Consider the following 18,236-nt stretch of genomic DNA (forward strand, 5'->3'; position numbering starts at 1 on the left):
GCATGCGGTCTCAGCGCAGCTGCGGAAGCACCTTTTCGGCGAACGCGTTGATGAACGGCTCCTGCTCCTGGCCGACGAAGTGCAGGTACAACTCGTCGAACCCCAGCTCCAGGTATTCCTGCAGCCACTCAACGTGCCGGCTGGTGTCGGCCGAAACGTTGACCGACTGCCGCAACTGGTCTTCGCCCACATGCTCGCTGACTGCGTCGAAATGCCTGGCCGTCGCCAGGTCCGCGGCGACGTGCGGCGGGAAGACGTTGGTCCGCCACTGGTCCAGGCCGATTTCCACGGCGGCTTCCTCCGATGGCGCCCAGGACAGGTGTACCTGCAGCGCGGCCTTGCCGCGGCCGCCATTGTCCCGGTAGGCCGCCAGGACCTTCTCCAGCTGGGTCGGCGGCTGATTGACCGTGATCAGGCCGTCCGCCCAGGCCGCCGCGCGGCGGGCGGTTTCGACGCTGATGGCCGGGGCGATCAGCTCGGGTTTGGGCTCGGGCACCTCCCAGATCCGGGCGTGTTCCACGGTGACCAGGCCGCGGTGGGTGACTTCCTCGCCATCATGCAGCCGGCGGATCACCTCCACCGACTCCTCGAGCCGCTGCTGGCGCACATCCTTGGACGGCCACACGTCACCGGTGATGTGCTCGTTGGTGTTCTCGCCGCTGCCCGGAGCCAGCCAGAACCGCCCGGGAAACATGACCGCCAGGGTGGCGGAGGCGTGCGCGATGATCGCGGGATGGTAGCGCTGGCCGGGTGCCGTGACCACGCCGAAGCGCAACCCGGTGGATGCGAGCGCCGCGCCGAGCCAGGACCAGGCGAAGCCGGAGTGCCCCTGCCGGGCGGACCACGGTTCAATATGGTCCGAGCACATGGCCGCGTCAAACCCGGCAGCCTCGGCGAGCTGGACATCGGTCAACAGCCGCGCCGGACTGATCTGTTCATGGGACGCATGGAATCCGATCACAGGCACCCTCCATGCTTACCCGGCGCTAACGGTGTTGTCGAGGGCTACAGTGGCATTGTGGAGGACAACACCGGCACCGGACACGCCCGCCCATGAGCCAGGAAGCCGCGGACACGGATCTGGCGGGCATCGCCGTCGAACTTTATGCCCTCCTGCCCAAGGACTTCACGGCCGCCCGCAACGAGCGGGCCAAGGAGCTGGGCAAGACCGACAAGGAGCTGTCCAAGCAGGTCCGGGGCCTGCCGAAGCCGTCCACCGCGGCCTGGCTGGTCAACATGCTGGCCGCGCACCGGCGCGACGAGATCGACGGCATTATCGGGCTCGGGGCGGCCATGCGGGAAGCGCAGGACGAGCTGGATCCGCAGCAGTTGCGCGAGCTGAGCGACCAGCGGCACCGGTTGCTGGCCGCGATCGCGAAACAGGGCCGGAAGCTGGCGAAAGAGCTCGGGCATCCGGTCAGCGAAACCATCGCCGCGGATGTGGAGCAGACGCTGCGTGCGGCCATGGCGGATCCGGCTGCGGCGGCTGCGGTGGCCAGCGGCCTGCTGACCGATTCGCTGTCCTCGAACGGGCTGGATCCGGTGGAACTGGACGGCAAGGTGGCGGTCCCCGAGGCCATCGGCGAGGCTCCTCCAACGGCGCCGAAGACCAAACAGAAACCGGTGGATGAGCTGGCCAAGCGCCGCACCGAACGGGCCGCCCGGACGGACCGGGAGAAGCAGCGCCGGGCCGAAGAAGCCGAACGGCGCCGCCAAAAGGCCCAGGCCGATGTGGACAAGGCTGCCCGCCGGCTGGCCGAGACGGAAGCCGGCGAACAGGAGGCCGAAGCCGAGGTGGAACAGATCTCCGTCAAGCGGGATGAGCTCGCCGCGGAACTGGCGGAGTTGAAAAGCCGGACCCGCACACTGGAGCGGAGCATCACGGCGGTGGACACGGAAGCCGCGGCCGCAGAAGACCGGCTCGAGGAGGCCACGCGCTCCGCCGCGGAGGCGCGGCGCGGGCTGCAGCGCGCCCGGAAGGCGCTGGAGGATCAGGACTAGGGGTCGACCGGAACGCAGACAGTAAGTATGCTTATAACCTTCCCTGCAAGCTGTCTTTCCAGGAGTTCACAATGTCAGGAAATCTCATTGCCCGGTCCGTCCACGATCTGACCGCAGGCGCCTGGTTCGGCGGCTCCCCGATGGGGGCCATCGGACTGAACGGCGCCGCCGCGCAGGCAAAGGACCCCAGAGAACGTGCCCGGCTGTCCAGCCTGGGCTGGAAGAAATGGGCTCCCGTCCAGGCTGGAGCCTTCGGCGCACACCTGCTCTCCGGCATTCCGCTCGTCCTGAAGAACGCGGACCGGCTGGGCAGCCAGCACGGCGTCGTCCGGCTCTCCGTCTACAAGGCCATCGTGACGCTGACCGGCGCCGGCGTGACCGCGTACGCGGGCCTGCTGGGCCGGAAGGTCGAAAAACTCTCGCAGGAAGGTGCCGAAGGAGCCACCGAACCCAGCCCGATGGCGTCGGAAGAGCTGGCGCAGGCACAACGGCAGCTGAAGATCCTGCAGTGGACCGTTCCGGTTTTCGCCGGCTGGGTCATGGTGCTCGGCGCCAAGGAAGGCGAGATGCAGCGGCCGCAAAACGTCGCGATGGGCCTGCGGAAGAATCTTTCCCGCCCCGAGCTGGCCCGGCTGCTGCAGGAGTGGAAGGAGCGCTCCCGGCTGATGTAGCCTGCGCTGAAGCCGGAGCCCGGGCCGGCGCGGCCCGGGCCTCTCCGGCTCTAGCTGGCCGCCGCCTCCGCCAAGGCCGGCACCTCGGCCAGGACAGATCTGTCCTTGATCCGCGAAGTAGCGGCGTACTCGCGCGTCGCGTTGATTGCTGCCACGACGGCAGACTTCTCCGCGTAAGCCTCCGAGACTGCTATGACCATGTTCTTGGCCCCGAGCAGCCGGAAACGGTACTGCTTGTTGCGGTCCTTGAAAATTTCAAACAATCGCATTCTCCCAGAATCGTGGGGCGCCTTGCTCTCCGTTGAGCGGTCGAAGCTGTTCCCCAATCCAGAAGCATAGGCGCCCAAATCCGTACTGCCGAGTAGGAAAGTAACCTGCGTCACAGATAATCAGGAAATCCCAAGAACGACGCCGGCACTAACCTTCCTCGGTTTCGGCCCGGTAGCGGGCGGCCAGTTCACTGCGGGAACTGATGCCCAGCTTCGAATAGATGCGCGTCAGGTGGTACTGGACCGTCTTGGCCGCGATGAACAGCTCCAGTCCGGTCTCCTTATTGGTCCGCCCCTCCGCCACCAGCCGGGCCACGGCGATTTCCTGCGCGGTCAGGACGGAGAAGTCCAGCGCGCCCCGGCGGCCCGTGCTCTGCAGTCCGCTCGCCTGGATCTCGCGGTCGCAGCGCTCCACGTAGACGCTGGCGCCGAGGGCCAGATAAAGGTCCCGGGCCCGGGCCAGGACGTCGGCTGCCTCCCGGCGCTGGCCGGCCCGGCGCAGCATTTGTCCATATGCGAAGTTTCCGCGCGCCCGGACGTACGGCGTCGGCAGGTCCTTGATGCCGGCGAGGCTTGTTTCGAACACCTTGCGGGCTTCATCGAGCCTGCCCTCGGCGCCGAGAATCCGGCCCCGGGGCACCGCCAGGCGGGCCAGCACAGTACGGTGGCCGCGCTGGGCCGCCAGCTCTTCATGCGGCACGAGGAAGTCCGCCGCTTCCGCCATCCGGTCAGTCATCACCAAGGCGTTGGCGTAGACATCGTGCCACGGCCAGAACCCGGGCTCGTCCATCCCGTTGTCGCGGTCCAACTGCAGCAGCGGCCCCAGGGCACGCAGCACGCCGTCGTAATCCGCAGCGGCTTCGGCCACGAAGGCGGCGGCCATCGCGGCGGGCAACTGCATGATGGCGTAGCTGTCCGCCGGCGCCCTGGCCGCGTCCCGATGGAGTGCGCTCTTGGCCGTCTCTCCCCGCAGGGCATGGATCTGGGCTGCGGTCAGGTGGAGCAGCGGCCGGGCCAGCTGGATCTGCAGGCGTTCCTGCTGGAGCAGCCCCCGCTCTACCGTGCGCAGCGCTTCGTCCCAGTCCCCGAGCTCGAACTCCGCCCGGGCCAGCCAGCCTTGGGCCCATTGCGCGATCCGGCCTGACCCCAGATGGTATTCGGTGGGGACAGCCGCGGCGAGCTGGTCGCGGGCCAGATAATGCTCGTCCTGCGCCAGGAGCAGCCAACCGCGGCCCAGTTGCACCCGCTGGCGCTGGGCCCCAAGGGCCTTCAGTGACGGAAACTTCCCGTACTGGGCGTGCGCTTCCTCGATGCGGCCGAGCCCGGCCAAGCCCAGGCCCATGATGGAGCGGGATTCGATAAAGGCGGGCGAATCTTCGGGCGCCAGTTCGATGGCGCGCTGGGCCCAGAGCACCAGGTCGGCTCCGTTTTGCGCGGCCAAGGCATGCAGGACGCGGCGCTGGCAGATCATCGCCGCGGTATCCGGCGACGATGCCGGATTGCACTGCTGCCAGGCCTTGTCCAGCTGCATGTCCGCTTCGGTTTCCCTGCCGCGCAGGACGGCCAGGTAGCCCAGTACGGCTTCTTTCAAAGGTCCGGGCCGGAAACCCGCGACCTGCTGTGCATAGGCGCTGGCCCTGGGCAGGTCGCCGGCGGCGACGAGGGCGTCGAGTGCCTGGAGCAGACGCTGCTGCCGGCCGGTGGCGTCGGGCCAGACATAACTGGCGCGCAGCAGGGCAGCGGCCGCGGACAACCACGCGCCGCGCTCTGCCTGGTGCGCGGCGTATGCATCGAGCTGCCTGGCCAGACCGGTGTCCGGCAACGCCGCGGCGGCAGCCAGGTGGAACAGCTGCTCGCCTTCATCGTCTCCCATCGACGAAGCGGAGCGGTGCAGCGCAGCCCGCTGGGTGGCGGTCAGGGAAGCATAGACGGCGGCCCGGACCAAAGGATAGGGGAAGTTCAGCACTTGCAGATCGGCGCCGATCTTCAACAGTCCCAGCGCACGGGCCTCGTCCAGGGCAGCGAGCGGATCCTCGACGCTGTCCGTTCCGGCAGCGTTGGCCAAGGCAACGGCGTCGGCGAGCAGGCAGCCGGATTCCAGCACCGCAGCGGCCTGCACCAACGCACGGGTCGCAGCGCCGGCACCGGCCAACGCGGTTTCGACTTCGTCTCTCAGGCGCAGCGGCGCAGGCAGATGCTCGTGCCACTCGTTCCAGTAGTCGTCCGGCTGTTCCTGCAGCAGTTGGAGGAGATAGCCCGGATTGCCGCCGGCATGCGCGCAAAGCCGCAAGGCCATCGGCGCGGGAAGTTCCAGCGCCCGGACCGACCAGGCGAGCGAAACGACGTGTTCGGGGACCAGCGGACGCAGCCGCAGTTTTTGCACGGCAGCCGAACCGGCGAATTCGCGGAAACCCGCCGGCAGCTGCCACCACTGGTCGTCACGCACCGCCAGCAGGACCAGCACGCGTTCGGCAGCCAGGCGGCGCAGGGCGAAGACCAGCGCGCGCAGGGAGAATTCGTCGGCCCACTGCGCATCGTCGATCCAGACCACGAGCGGCGGTTGATCGGCGTCCGCACCGTGGGAGGCAGCGTCGGCGCAGGCTGAGCGGAGCCGTGCCAGCAGCAACTGCCCGGCCTCCGCGAAATCAGCGGGAACGGCGGCGGGTGCCGTCGTGCCGCCGTCGTAACCTCGCAGCAACTGGGCCAGGACGCTTCCGTCCAGGCTTGTTTCCCAGCGGGAGCCTGCTGCCCGCAGCACCGTGCCGGAATCCGGCCGGGACAGAAAGTGCTCCACCAGGCTGGACTTCCCCATGCCCGCAGCGCCGTGGACGATGGCTACCTGCGGGTCGGCGGAACTGGCGGCGCCGGCCATTGCTGCCAGCGCCGCCAGTTCCGCGGATCGCCCCGCCAGGGGTTCGGTTTTGGTCTCAGTCATTCCCGACAATGTTAGCTGCCGTGGCCATCACGGGTGCCGGACGGTCCTCGGCCAGGCCGGAGCTTTCCTCGGTGACCGGACGCTTGGGCAGGAACAGGGTCACCAGCGCTCCGGCCAGCGCGACCCCGGCGAAGACGTAGAACGCCGTCGCGGTCTGCACTCCGGCAGCGATCAGGAAACCGCCGAGCAACGGGCCGAAGATGCCGCCGAGGCGGCCGAAGCCGGCACACCAGGCCACGCCCGCGGCGCGCACCGAGGTGGCGTAGTAGTTCGAGACCAGGCCGTAGATCAGCACCTGGGTGCCCAATGTACCGACGCCGGCGATGGCAATGGCGGTCAGCAGCACTGGCAGCGGGAAGCCGAAGGTCAGCAGGACCAGCGACACGGCGGCCAGCGCGAAAGTTGTCGACACAATCCGCTTGGCACCGAACTTATCCGCAGACCGGGAGGCGATCAGCCCGCCGACCACGGCACCGGCGTTAAGCGTCACGAGGAACATCAGCGAGTAGTTCTTGTCGTACCCGTACTGGCTCATGATTTCCGGCAGCCAGGTGTTGAGTCCGTAGGTCAGCAGCAGCCCGGAGAAGCTCATGATGCCTAGGAACGCGGTGGGAACTGCGTAGCGCCGGCTGGCGAGACCGGCGAAACCGGCCTTCTGCTTCGGGGCGGATGCCGCGGCTGCGGTCTCCGTCGGTGCGGGAGCTGCGAGCAGCGGAATGCCGGTCTTCACCGAGAGCAGTTCCGCTTCGTGCTGGCGGCCGCGGGCCTGCAGCCAGCGGGGCGACTCGGGCAGTTTGAACAGGGCCACCGGGAGCAGGAACACGATGGGCAGGGCGCCGATCATGAACAATCCGCGCCAGTCGAGGATGCCATTGAAGACGATGGCAAGCACCGAGGCCAAGGTGGCGCCGGCCGGAACGCCCGAGTAGACGATGGCGTTGTAGAAATTCTTCTTACCGGCCGGGGCGAACTCGGCCACGACTGCTCCCGCCGTCGCCACCAGGGCCCCAACGCCGATGCCGGTGAGAAAGCGCAGGATGCCGAAGGCGAAGACGCTGGTGGCCATGGAGGTCAGTGCCATGCCGATGGAGAACCAGGCGATATTGATCAGCATGACTTTGCGGCGGCCCAGGAAGTCGCCGACGGCGCCGACCACGAGGGCACCGACCATGACACCCACCAGGGCATAACTGCCCAAGGCACCGGCCTGGGCCGCATTGAGCGGGCCGAGCTGGCTGGGATCGTCGAGGAGGCTGGAGACCACGGTGCCGTACACCACCAGATCGTAGCCGTCGAAGACCAGTGCGAGGGCGGCGATCAGCACCACCCAGCGCACTGTTTTGCGGCCGCGCGCTGCTGTCGCGGCGGATTCGGTAAGAACGCTCATGTACAGACTCCTTTGTCCGGCGGCCTGTTTAGGGCAGGCCGCGATAGGGATTCGTGTCGGAAGGGACTGCGCGGCCGTCGATGGCCTGCAGGATTTAGCCGCGGGGAGCGGCCGGCAGGAAACTAGCTCTCGAAGCGGCCGGGGGAAATCATGGCGTTCACCGGTTGTCACCGGAGACTTCGGTGTGGCCGGGCTGGCCTTCGTGTTCCTCTCCCGTCTCCTTGACGGAGCTGGTGGAGCCGACGGCGAAGCGCTCGTAGTAGAAGTTTTCCGGTACTATGCCTTGGCCGTCCCAGTACTTGCGCACGGCGTCGACCATGGCTGGCGGTCCGCAGAGGTAGACGTCCACGTCGCCGCCGTTGAGCTGCTCCTCGGCGATGTGCTGCGTGACGTAGCCCTTCTTCTCCGCGGCGCTGTCCGGATCGGCCACGCAGTAATCGAACGTGAACTCCTTGATCCGCTCCGCGAAGTACTCCAGTTTGTCCAGCTCCACCAGGTCCTTATCGAAGGTCACGCCGTAGACCAGATGGATCGGGTGCAGCGGATGGCCCTGTTCGGTGGTGTCGAGCTTTTCCAGCATGGCCAGCAGCGGTGCGATGCCGGTGCCGCCGGCGAGCATCAGGGTGGGGCGTTTGATGTCGCGCAGGAAGAAGCTGCCCATCGGGCCCGTCAGTTCCAGCACGTCACCCGTCTGTGCGCGGTCCTTCAGGTAGCCGGTCATGGCACCGTCCGGGGCCGTGCGGACCAGGAACTTCAGCTGTACGGAGCCGGGCCCGCTGCTGAAGGAGTAGGACCGGACCGCGTCCGTCCCCGGAACCGCCACGTTCATGTACTGGCCCGGGAGAAAGGACAGCTCGTCGCGGTTCTCGATGTCCAGTGTGAAACCGGCGGTGTTGTCCGCGAACCAGTGCAGGTCCGCGATCTTCGCCTGGAAGGTCTGGGCTCCGGTTTTCGCCATTTCTGCCGTGCCGGAAATCTGCAGCACCAGGTCCGATTCCGGGACCATCTGGCACGGCAGACAGAAGCCCTTGTCCGCTTCGTCCTCGGTGAGCGCTTCGTCGATGTACTCGCCGGCGTCGTAATTACCCGACTCGCAGAAAGCCTTGCAGGTACCGCACGCGCCGTCGCGGCAGTCGAAGGGGATGTTGATGCGCGCCTTGTAGGCGGCGTCGGCCACCGTTTCATAGGTGTTGCACTTGATGAACCGGGTCAGGCCGTCTTCGAAAGTGAGGGCAACTTGATAGGACATGGGGAACTCGTTTCCATCGGGACCGGGGCTGTCTGGGGGAGCGGTGCCTTCGGCTGCCGGACGGGTATCCGGTCCGGCAGCCGCTCGATCAGATGTGGTAGACGTCCACGACGTGGTGGATGTAGTCGTTCTTCAGGACAACCTTCTTCTTCATGATGACCGGCTGGGTACCGGAGAAATCGAGTGTGTAGAAGGAGGTGCCGAAGTAGGTGTCCACGTTGTTGTAGCGGTAGTACAGCGTGAACCAGTTGAAGCGCACGTCCACGGTGTCACCGCGCTGCTCGACCACCTCGACGTTGGTGATGTTGTGGCCGGTGCGCGGCTCGGGGAGGCTGGTGGCGCTGGAGCGGTCGGTGCGGATCCGGAAGACCCGGTCCTCGATGCCGCCGCGGTTGGAGTAGTAGATCAGCGAGATCTCGCGCTGCGGGTCCTCGGTGAGCTCGCCGTTGTCGTCCCAGGCGGGCATCCAGAACTCGGCCGATGGGTGGTAGCAGTCGATCCACTTTTCGAATTCGCGGTCGTCCAGGAACCGTGCCTCGCGGTAGAGGAACTGCTGGATGTCCTCAAGCGCGACGGCGGTGGCGGGCTGTTCAGCGGTTGCAGTCATCGTCGATGCTCCTTAAGCGTTGTTCTTCTCGGCGGCTTCGGCCTCGACCGCGGCACGCATGCTTTGCAGCCAGTAGCCGTGCTGCACGGGGTAGAGGCCTTCGTCTTCAGTCTTCGCGCCGCTGGAAAGCGGGTTCAGGCCGATCTTCTTCGCCTGCTCGTCCGGACCGTTCAGCTGGTGGGTTACCCCACGGCTGAGGTCGTTCCACTTCGCCGTGCCGGCGAGGTAGGTCTTCTGGCAGGAGCGGAACTCTTCCAGGTCATCCGGAGTGGCCATGCCGGAGGCGTTGAAGAAATCCTCGTACTGCCGGATCCGGTTTGCCCGGGCCGCGTCGGACTCGCCCTTCGGGGCGATGCAGTAAATGGTCACTTCGGTCTGGTCCACCGAGATGGGCCGGAAGTGGCGGATCTGCGAGGAGAACTGGTCCATGATGTAGACATTCGGGTAGAGGCACAGGTTGCGCGAGGCGCCGACCATGAACTCTGCCTTCTCAGCACCGAACTCCTGCGCGAGCTCTTCGCGCCGCTCGTACAGCGGGCGGTCTTCGGGATTGCCCCACCACATCCACAGCAGCAGGTGGCCATGGTCGAAGGAGTAGTAGCCGCCGCCCTGCTTGCCCCAGGTACCGGCATCCATCGCCTTCGTCTCGTTGCTGGACTCGCCCGCGGTCCGGCGGGCAGTCGTCGCCGCGTAGTTCCAGTGCGTGGCGGAGACGTGGTAGCCGTCGGCGCCGTTCTCGGCCTGGACCTTCCAGTTCCCGTCATAGGTGTAGGTGGAGGCACCGCGCAGCACCTCGAGGCCGTCCGGGGACTGGTCCACGATCATGTCCATGATCTTGGTGCTGTCACCGAGGTGCTCCTCGAGCGGCTTGACGTCTTCCTTGAGCGAGCCGAACAGGAAACCGCGGTAGGACTCGAAGCGGGCGACCTTGGTCAGGTCGTGCGAGCCCTCTTTGTTGAACTGCTCGGGGTAGCCGGCGTCGCGGGAGTCCTTGACCTTGAGCAGCTTGCCCTTGTTGTTGAACGTCCAGCCGTGGAACGGGCAGGTGAAGTTGTTCCGGTTATCCGTCTTGCGCCGGCACAGCATCGCGCCGCGGTGGCTGCAGGCGTTGACCAGGCAGTTCAGCTCGCCGTCCTTGGACCGGGAAATGACCACCGGAGTCCGGCCGATGTAGGTGGTGAAGTAATCGCCGACGTTCGGGATCTGGCTCTCGTGTGCCAGGTACACCCAGTTACCCTCGAAGATGTGCTTCATCTCAAGTTCGAAGATCTCCTCGTCCGTGAAGATGCTCCGCTTCGCCCGGTGGATCCCGTTCTCGTGATCCTCGATCAGGGCGTCCTCAAGGTGGGTGCGGATGCTGTCCAAGGTTTCGGTCATGGTCACTCCATTCAACGTTGGGCGTCGTTGCCCGGCGGGCCACTTGGCAGCCGGTCCAAATCAGATATTCCACCCTCGCAGTACTGTGACCTGCGTCGCACCAGACATTTGCCTAGTCGCGGCTAGGGGGTCCAGCAAGACCCCTGGCGTCCTAAAACCACCCTCGATTGTCTGAATTCTTTTCCCCCGGAATTTCGCGGAAAACCGGCCGAATTTCCGTACCGGAAAGACAACGGACCCCGGCTGCCGAAGCTTCCGGGGCCCGCACAATGTGAGTCCAGGCGTTAGACCTTGGCGCGTCTGCGCAGGACCAGATAGGACACGGTGCCGGCCAGGCATCCCCAGAACGGCGACACGATGCCCCACGGCGCAATGCCCGACGCCGTCACCACCAGGGTGATCAGTGCAGCTTCCAGGACAGCCGGGGAGGCGTGGTCCGCCGTCACGGTGTCCTTGAAGGATCCTTGCAGCGCACCGATCAGGGCCACGCCGGCCAGGGCGGTGAGCATCTCCCCCGGGATCACCGCAAACAGCGCCACGATGGCCGTGCTGAAGGTGCCGAATGCCAGATAGAACAAGCCGCAGAAAACCCCGGCGATGTAGCGGCGCCGCGGGTCAGGGTGCGCCTCCGGACCGGCGCAGATCCCGGCCGTGATGGCGGCGAGGTTGATGGCGTGCGAGCCGAACGGGGCGAACAGCACTGACGCCACGCCGGACGCACCCAGCAGCAGCTTGTCGTTCGGCTCGTAACCGCTGGCGTGCATCATGGCCAGCCCCGGCCCGTTCTGTCCGGCCATGGTGACAATCAGCAGCGGTATGGAAATGCCCATGATCGCCGTCGCATTGAACGTGGGCATGGTCCACAGCGGACCGGCCAGCGAGAGGGACAGCTGCGGTGCTGCAAGCTCGCCGGTGGAGATGGCCAGCACGACGCCGGCAAACAGCGCCACGAAAACCGCATACCGCGGCAGGAACCGTTTGCCCGCGAGATAGGCAAGAACCAGGCCGCCGGCCACCAGCGGGGAGGCAATCACGGCCGAGGCCGCATTGACCACGAAGGGCAGCAGCACGCCGGCCAGGACACCCGCGAGGATGGGTTTCGGCACCGCGGCCAGCAGCTTGCCGAAGAGCCCGGTGACGCCGAGGACGGTCCCCAGGATGCCGGCGACAATGTACGCGCCGATGGCATCGGAGTAGGAGTAGTCCCCCAGCGCCGTCAGCAGCAGCGCGGCCCCGGGAACGGACCAGGCCACCATCACCGGCTGCCGGGTGAACAGGCTCAGCACCGTGCACACCAGTCCGCTGGCAATGGAAACCGCCCACACCCACGAGATGGTCTGCTCGGGAGTCAGCCCCGCGCTTTTGGCCGCTTCGAGCACCACCAGCAGTGGCCCGGCATAGGAGACGGCCACGGCGATCAGCCCGGCCAGGACAGCCGAGAGCGACATCGCGGAGCGGTGGGTCAGGCGGGAAGAATCAGTCTTTGTGTTTGCCAGCGCCATAATGTTGCAGACACTATCCGACGGTTGTGGCGTGGCCAACAACTGCCCGGCCGATCCCGCGCATCCGCGTAACAACCTAGGCAATTGTCCTAGCCAACCCGGACATTACGACGGCGGCGGCGCACCCGCCGTCGTTGGTTTCAGTAGGCGCCGTCCCTAGAACGGGACGCCGCAGCGCAGCACCACGTTGGCATAGGGCGTGGCTTCCCCGGTACGAATGATCAGGGCCGCCTGCGGGAGCACGGCCTTCAGTTCCTCGTGGCTTATCAAGACGGGCTGCAGGCCGCGTTGCTGAAGCCAACCCAGCACCTCGGGACCGGTTTCGGCCGCTGCGGTGCTTGCCTCGACTTCGAGCTCTGCCAGCACCGCGTCCAGGACCTCGGTGAACCGGGGAACGCCCTGTACGAGCGCGAGGTCGACCACGGGCCCGGCGGCCGGCAGGGGCAGCCCGCAGTCCGCGATAACCACCAGATGCCCGTGGCCCAGCCGGGACAACCCGGCGTTGAGCGCCGGATTCAGGATGCCTGTCTTTTTCACAGCTGCTCCGCTTCTTCGGGTTCAATGCCTTGCCTGATCGCCGGCAGCTCATCGGCCAGCGTCGGATACGAAGGCTGCGCACCAGCTGCCTGTACCGCGAAGGCCCCGACGCGGGCGGCGAAACGGGCGGCTTCCACAAGGTCCTCGCCGCGGGACAGGGCCGCGGCAAGGGCTCCGGTGAATGCATCGCCGGCCCCCGTCGTATCCACAGCCCGAACCTTTGGCGCCGGTACAACGGTGACGGAAGCGCCGCCGTCGTCCGTGGTTTCTCCGACCAAGGCACCCGCGGCGCCCACGGTCATGACGACGGACCGCACGCCCGCGTCGAGGAGCCCGCGGACCAGGTCCTCGTGGGCAGTGCCTGCGGGCCGCACGGCCAAACCGGACAGCGCGAGCTCCGCTTCGTGTTCGTTGACCACCAGCGGATCGGCGGCGCGGACAACCGCTGGATCCAGCTCAACCACAGGGGCCAGGTTCAGCATGACCCGCCCGGTGGCGAGCGCGGCCGCGGCCTCGATGCCGTCCCGGGGAATCTCGCCCTGCAGCAGCACTATCTCCGCCGAGGCGATCAGCTCGCGCTGGCTTTCAACGGCGGCCCGGCCCATGGTTCCGTTGGCACCGGGGATCACCACAATGGTGTTTTCGCCGTGGCGGTCCACCTCCACCAGGGCCACGCCCGTGGAGCCGTCCGGATGCACCAGGCCAGTGAGGTTCACGCCAGCGGCGCGGAGACCGGAGAGGGCGATGTCCGCATAGGCGTCATTGCCCACGGCGCCCACCAGCGCCGTTGCCGCTCCCAGCTGGGCCGCGGCAACGGCCTGGTTGGCACCCTTACCGCCGGGCAGAACTGCCATCGAGTCGCCCAGCAGCGTTTCGCCGGGGTTCGGATGGCGGTCAAGGCGGATCAGCAGATCCGCATTGATGGATCCCACGACGACGGTCAGGCCGCTCACTTGATGAATTCCTCCACATTTTCCTCGGTCACGGTGGTTACCGGGACCGGCACGTTGGACTCGACGGTTTCGCCAGCCAGCAGCTGCGCCATCAGTTCCACGGAGCGCTTGCCCAGCTCGGAGGGCTGCTGCGCGATCGTCGCGGTCATGGTGCCGGCCTGGATCGCAGCGAGGGCGTCTTCGGTGCCGTCGAAGCCGACCACCTTGACGTCCGTGCCGGCCCTGTCGCCCAGCGCCTGGATGGCGCCGAGGGCCATCTCGTCATTTTCCGCGAAGATGCCGGTGACGTCGGAGTTGGCCTGGAGCAGGTTGGTGGCGACGTCGAGTGCCTGGGCGCGGTCGAAGTTGGCGGTCTGCTTGGCCACCACTTCGATGTCCGGGTAGGCCTTGATGCCCTCTTCGAAACCGGCGCCGCGGTCGCGGCTGGCGGACGTGCCGGCCACGCCCTGCAGCACGATCACTTTGCCCTTCTCGCCCATGGCCTTGGCCAGCTCGTCCGCGGCCTGCTTGCCGCCGGCGACGTTGTCGCTGGAGACCAGGGAGGCGATTTCGGCGTCGTTGACCGCGCGGTCAACCGCGATGACGGGGATGTTGTTTTCCAGCAGCGGGCTGACCGCGGCGGCGGCCGAGTCCGAGTCCACCGGGTTGATAATGACGCCCTGCACGCCGCTGGTCGCGGCGGTGGCCAGCTGGTTGGTCTGGGTGGCCGAATCGTTCTGCGCGTCGACCACTTCCAGTGTCAGGCCCGCGGCCTCGGCGGCCTCGGTGGCGCCGTCGCGCAGGTCCACGAAGAACGGGTTGTTGAGGGTGGAAACGGCCAGCGTGACCTTGTCACCGGAGGCGCCCTCTTCGCCTCGGTTGCAGCCGGTGGCTCCCAGCGCCACGGTCAGGCCCAGGGCCAGCACGGCGGTGCTGCGCTTGAAAGACGTGAACTTCATTGTTTTGGATCCTTCTCTAGTGATTGTTCGGGTTGTTCGGGTGTCAGTGTGTGGTGTTCTTGCGGCGCAGCACGTCGATCCCCACGGCCAGCGCGATGACCAGGCCGATCACCACCTGCTGCCAGAACGAGGACACGTTGAGCAGGTTCAGGCCGTTGCGGATGACCACCAGGACCAGGGCGCCCACGAGCGTGCCGGAGATCCGGCCCACGCCGCCGGCCAGGGAGGCACCGCCAATAACGACGGCGGCAATCGCGTCCAGTTCGTAGCCCACCGCAGCCTGCGGCTGGGCCGAGTCCAGCCGGCCGGAGAGCAGCATGCCGGCCAGGCCGGCGAACAGGCCGGAGAGGGCGAAGACGATGACCAGCACCTTCTGGACCGGGATGCCGGAGAGCCGCGCGGCTTCGGTGTTGCCGCCGACCGCGTACATGTAGCGGCCGATCACGGTGCGGTTGAGCAGAAACGCGGCAACCAGGCCGGCAACCACCAGCACCACAATGGGCATCGGAATCGGCCCGAGGTTGCCGCCCAGGAACGAGACCTGGTCCGCGGTCCGCACGGGCCGGCCGTCCGAAACCACCAGCGTCAGTCCTCGGGCCACGCTGAGCATGGCCAACGTGGCGATGAAGGACGGCAGCCGGCCGTAGGCAGTGGCCAGGCCGCTTGCTGCGCCGCAGGCCGCTCCGGTCAGGAGCCCGCCCAGCAGCGCAACCCAGCCGTTCAGACCGGCGGTGGTAAACATCGAGGCGGAGACCATCGCGGACAGCGCCGCCACCGATCCCACCGAGAGGTCGATCCCGGCGGCCACGATCACGAAGGTCATGCCGAACGCCAGCACGGCAATGGTGGAAGCCTGGATGCCGATATTGAGCATATTCCCGGGGGTGAGGAAGTCCGGCGTCGCAATGAACAGCGCCAGGCAGAGCACCAACAGCCCGACCAGCGCACCGTTGTTCGCCAGGAACTTCTTGATGTCCAAGCCTTGGCGCTTCTCGGCCTTCACAGCAGTAGTCATGTTCTTAGTCCCTTAACTCTTGTCTTCCAAGTCCCGCACCACGTCACGGACGGCCAGCGTCATGACCTTGTCCTGCGTGGCGTCTTCTGCTGCCAGTTCGCCGGAGAGATGCCCTCCGCTCATCACCAGGATCCTGTCGCTCATCCCGAGCACTTCCGGCAGTTCGCTGGAGACCATCAGCACGGCGCCGCCGGCAGCGGTCACCGAGTTGATCAGTTCGTAGATTTCCACCTTGGCGCCGACATCGACGCCCCGGGTTGGTTCGTCGAGCAGGAGCACTCTGGCGCCGGCCGCGATCCAGCGGCCGAACACCGCCTTTTGCTGGTTGCCGCCGGAGAGCGAACGCACCGTCTGGTCCAGCCCGCTCATCCGGATGCGCAGTTTTCCAGCCACGTCCTGCGCCTTGTCCCGCTGGCCCTTGAAGTCCACCAGGCCGGCCCTGGCTGTGCTGGCCAGCGTGGCATAGCCGATGTTCTCGTTGACGGAGGCATCCAGCACCAGACCCTGGACTTTGCGGTCTTCGGGCACATGCCCCAGTCCCGCCTTGATCCCGGCGCCGATGTTATGCCGCGGGATTTTCCGGCCCCTGATGGTGACGGTGCCCGAGTCATAGGGGTCCACCCCCGCGACGGCGCGGACTACTTCCGTGCGGCCGGCGCCCACCAGTCCGGCAAGGCCCACCACCTCGCCGGCGTGCACGGTGAAGCTCATGTTGTTGACCAGGCCCTTGATGGACAGCCCCTCCACCTCCAGCAACGGCTCGGACGGTCCGGTGTACTCGCGGCGGCGTGGAAACTGCTGGCTGATGTCGCGGCCCACCATAAGGCGGACGAGTTCCGGCTCGGGGGTGTCCGCAGGTACTTCGGCCACGAACTTGCCGTCGCGCAGCACGGAGACGGAATCGCCCACTTCGGCGATCTCGTCGAGATGGTGGCTGATGAACACCATGCCCACGCCGCGCTCGCGCAGATCGTGCACCACGCTGAACAGCGCGGCGATCTCGCGGCGGGTGAGGGCCGCCGTCGGTTCGTCCAGAATCAGCATGCGGGCATCGAGGCTGAGGGCTTTGGCGATCTCCACCAATTGCTGCCGGGCGATGCCCAGCTCCCCCACCGGGTGGTCGAGATCGATGTCCAGGCCGATCAGGTCCAGGGCCGCGCGCGCCTGCTTGCGCAGCGCAGAGCGGTCCACCATGCCGAATCTCTTCGGGAACCGGCCCATCATGATGTTCTCTGCCACGGACATGCTGGGCACGAGGTTCAGTTCCTGGTGGATGGTGGCGATGCCGGCCGCTTCCGATGCATTGGTGTCGCGGAACCTGACCGGCTCGCCGTCGAGCAGGATCCGTCCGCCGTCGGGCTGGTAAACACCGGCCATCATTTTGATCAGCGTGGATTTGCCGGCACCGTTTTCGCCGAGCAGCACCTGGACCTTGCCCGGGTGGACACTGACGGTCACCTCGTCGATGACCTGCACAGGCCCGAAGGATTTGCTGATTTTTTCCAGCGTCAGAATCGGCTGTCCGTTCATCGGTTGACTCCAGTCTTTGCAGGTCCGGTTGATTTGCGCACCATCAGGCGGGTCGGCAAGACCACCGGCTCCGGCCTTTGTCCGGCGATAACTTCGTGCAGCAACCGGACGGCCGTGCGGCCCATCTCGTCGGCATCCTGCGCGATCAGGGTCAGTGCCGGACGCATGATGGCGAAGGCGTCAATGTCGTCGTAGCCAACCAGGGACAGGTCCTCGCCGATGCGAATGCCCAGTTCCTGGCAGACCCTGACGGCCCCCATGGTCATCAGACCGTCCGCGGCGATCAAGGCGGTGGGCGCGTTGGTGAGTTCGAGGAGCTGCCGGGCACCCGCGGCACCGCTGCCCGCCTGGAAGTCGCCGAACACCACCAGTTCCGGATCCCGCTCCAGTCCGCAGTCCAAGGTCGCAGCCTGGAATGCGGCGAAGCGTTCCCTGCCGGTGGAGGCGGACCGCGGCCCGGAAATATAACCGATCCTGCGATGCCCCAGCGTCGCCAAGTGCTGTACGGCCTCGCCCATGCCGCTGGAATTATCTGCAGTCACGCTGGGCAGATCGATATCGTCGATCACCCGGTCCACGAACACCGCCGGCAGACCGCTCGACGCCAGCATTTCCACATTGGCGTTGTCTCCGCCCTGCGGCACTAGGATCAGCCCGTCCACGCGCTGCGCCAGCAGCACGTCCAGGTAGCGGTTCTGCTGTTCGACGCTCTCATTGGCGTTGGCCAGCAGGGTGATCAGGCCAAGTTCAAGCGCCTGCTGCTCCGCGGCATGGGCGAGGTCGGCGAAGAAGGGGTTCCGGACGTCGGAGATCAGCAGGCCGATGGTGCTGGTGCGGGTGGAGCGCAGCGAGCGTGCCTGTGCGTTCGGGCGGAAGCCGAGTTCGGCGACAGCCTGCTCCACGCGTTCGCGTGACAGTACGGAAGTTGCCGGATGGCCGGACAGAACGCGGGAAGCCGTGGCGGGGGAAACCCCCGCACGGGCCGCGACATCGCGGATCGTTACACCCCGCACACCAGCTCCTTTACTTGCCTGTCCACGGAAATTCGGCTACCACTTGCCCCACCCACCTGCTCGTGGAATCGATTCCATGAAATCGTTTCCACGAGTATGAAACAGGTCACCATCCGGTGTCAACCCCGTCACTTGCGGGGTCGGCCTCTTCACGTTTGCGACGACCGTCAGGCGCCGGAGCCTCCTCGGCCGGAGAAAGGCGTGGAACACTGGTAGCGGGAGTCAGGCGAGGAAGCATTTTCAGCTAACGGA

The 18,236-nt window shown here is 66.5% G+C and carries 16 protein-coding genes; 2 read left to right on the top strand and 14 right to left on the bottom strand.

What is annotated here, in order from left to right; genetic code table 11:
• Positions 1–10 precede the first annotated feature (10 nt).
• Entirely contained in the window at positions 11–967 is a 957-nt protein-coding gene (locus AC20117_RS04335) for a TIGR03885 family FMN-dependent LLM class oxidoreductase (protein ID WP_074700831.1), read from the bottom strand.
• 86 nt (positions 968–1,053) lie between these two features.
• On the opposite strand from AC20117_RS04335, the gene AC20117_RS04340 reads away from it, so the two are divergent.
• Both AC20117_RS04340 and AC20117_RS04345 read left to right on the top strand, forming a co-directional pair.
• Complete coding sequence (locus tag AC20117_RS04340; protein ID WP_074700830.1) at positions 1,054–2,001, top strand: hypothetical protein; 948 nt, start codon at positions 1,054–1,056, stop codon at positions 1,999–2,001.
• A 71-nt stretch (positions 2,002–2,072) separates the two neighbouring features.
• Positions 2,073–2,672 (top strand): hypothetical protein, encoded by a 600-nt coding sequence (locus AC20117_RS04345; RefSeq protein WP_236777439.1) that lies wholly within the window; start codon positions 2,073–2,075, stop codon positions 2,670–2,672.
• 50 nt (positions 2,673–2,722) lie between these two features.
• Here the strand turns inward: AC20117_RS04345 and AC20117_RS04350 are convergent, their stop codons facing one another.
• From AC20117_RS04350 to AC20117_RS04410, 13 genes are all read right to left on the bottom strand, one after another.
• Positions 2,723–2,941, bottom strand: a complete 219-nt coding sequence (locus tag AC20117_RS04350; protein ID WP_074700829.1) for a YegP family protein — start codon at positions 2,939–2,941, stop codon at positions 2,723–2,725.
• Positions 2,942–3,089: 148 nt separating this feature from the next.
• A complete protein-coding gene (locus tag AC20117_RS04355) occupies positions 3,090–5,876 on the bottom strand; it encodes a helix-turn-helix transcriptional regulator (protein WP_074700828.1) in 2,787 nt (928 codons plus the stop codon).
• Positions 5,869–7,263, bottom strand: a complete 1,395-nt coding sequence (locus AC20117_RS04360) for an MFS transporter (protein ID WP_083339730.1) — start codon at positions 7,261–7,263, stop codon at positions 5,869–5,871. The genes AC20117_RS04355 and AC20117_RS04360 overlap by 8 nt, the downstream gene beginning before the upstream one ends.
• A 157-nt stretch (positions 7,264–7,420) precedes the next feature.
• Positions 7,421–8,512 (bottom strand): benzoate 1,2-dioxygenase electron transfer component BenC, encoded by a 1,092-nt coding sequence (gene benC, locus AC20117_RS04365; RefSeq protein WP_074700827.1) that lies wholly within the window; start codon positions 8,510–8,512, stop codon positions 7,421–7,423.
• 88 nt (positions 8,513–8,600) lie between these two features.
• Entirely contained in the window at positions 8,601–9,119 is a 519-nt protein-coding gene (gene benB, locus AC20117_RS04370; protein WP_074700826.1) for a benzoate 1,2-dioxygenase small subunit, read from the bottom strand.
• A 12-nt stretch (positions 9,120–9,131) separates the two neighbouring features.
• A complete protein-coding gene (gene benA, locus AC20117_RS04375) occupies positions 9,132–10,496 on the bottom strand; it encodes a benzoate 1,2-dioxygenase large subunit (protein WP_074700825.1) in 1,365 nt (454 codons plus the stop codon).
• Positions 10,497–10,780: 284 nt separating this feature from the next.
• Positions 10,781–11,998 (bottom strand): benzoate/H(+) symporter BenE family transporter, encoded by a 1,218-nt coding sequence (locus tag AC20117_RS04380; protein WP_074700824.1) that lies wholly within the window; start codon positions 11,996–11,998, stop codon positions 10,781–10,783.
• 156 nt (positions 11,999–12,154) lie between these two features.
• Complete coding sequence (gene rbsD, locus AC20117_RS04385; RefSeq protein WP_074700823.1) at positions 12,155–12,535, bottom strand: D-ribose pyranase; 381 nt, start codon at positions 12,533–12,535, stop codon at positions 12,155–12,157.
• Complete coding sequence (locus tag AC20117_RS04390; RefSeq protein WP_083339729.1) at positions 12,532–13,488, bottom strand: ribokinase; 957 nt, start codon at positions 13,486–13,488, stop codon at positions 12,532–12,534. The genes rbsD and AC20117_RS04390 overlap by 4 nt, the downstream gene beginning before the upstream one ends.
• Positions 13,485–14,426, bottom strand: a complete 942-nt coding sequence (locus tag AC20117_RS04395) for a substrate-binding domain-containing protein (RefSeq protein ID WP_074700821.1) — start codon at positions 14,424–14,426, stop codon at positions 13,485–13,487. The genes AC20117_RS04390 and AC20117_RS04395 overlap by 4 nt, the downstream gene beginning before the upstream one ends.
• 43 nt (positions 14,427–14,469) lie before the next feature.
• Positions 14,470–15,441, bottom strand: coding sequence for an ABC transporter permease (locus tag AC20117_RS04400; RefSeq protein ID WP_074700820.1), 972 nt, complete (start codon positions 15,439–15,441; stop codon positions 14,470–14,472).
• Between the two features lie 12 nt (positions 15,442–15,453).
• Positions 15,454–16,971 (bottom strand): sugar ABC transporter ATP-binding protein, encoded by a 1,518-nt coding sequence (locus AC20117_RS04405; RefSeq protein WP_074700819.1) that lies wholly within the window; start codon positions 16,969–16,971, stop codon positions 15,454–15,456.
• Positions 16,968–17,984: a LacI family DNA-binding transcriptional regulator gene (locus tag AC20117_RS04410; protein WP_074700818.1), complete on the bottom strand. Its 1,017-nt coding sequence runs from the start codon at positions 17,982–17,984 to the stop codon at positions 16,968–16,970. The genes AC20117_RS04405 and AC20117_RS04410 overlap by 4 nt, the downstream gene beginning before the upstream one ends.
• Positions 17,985–18,236: the final 252 nt, after the last annotated feature.

The sequence above is a fragment of the Arthrobacter crystallopoietes genome, assembly GCF_002849715.1.
GTDB lineage: Bacteria > Actinomycetota > Actinomycetes > Actinomycetales > Micrococcaceae > Crystallibacter > Crystallibacter crystallopoietes.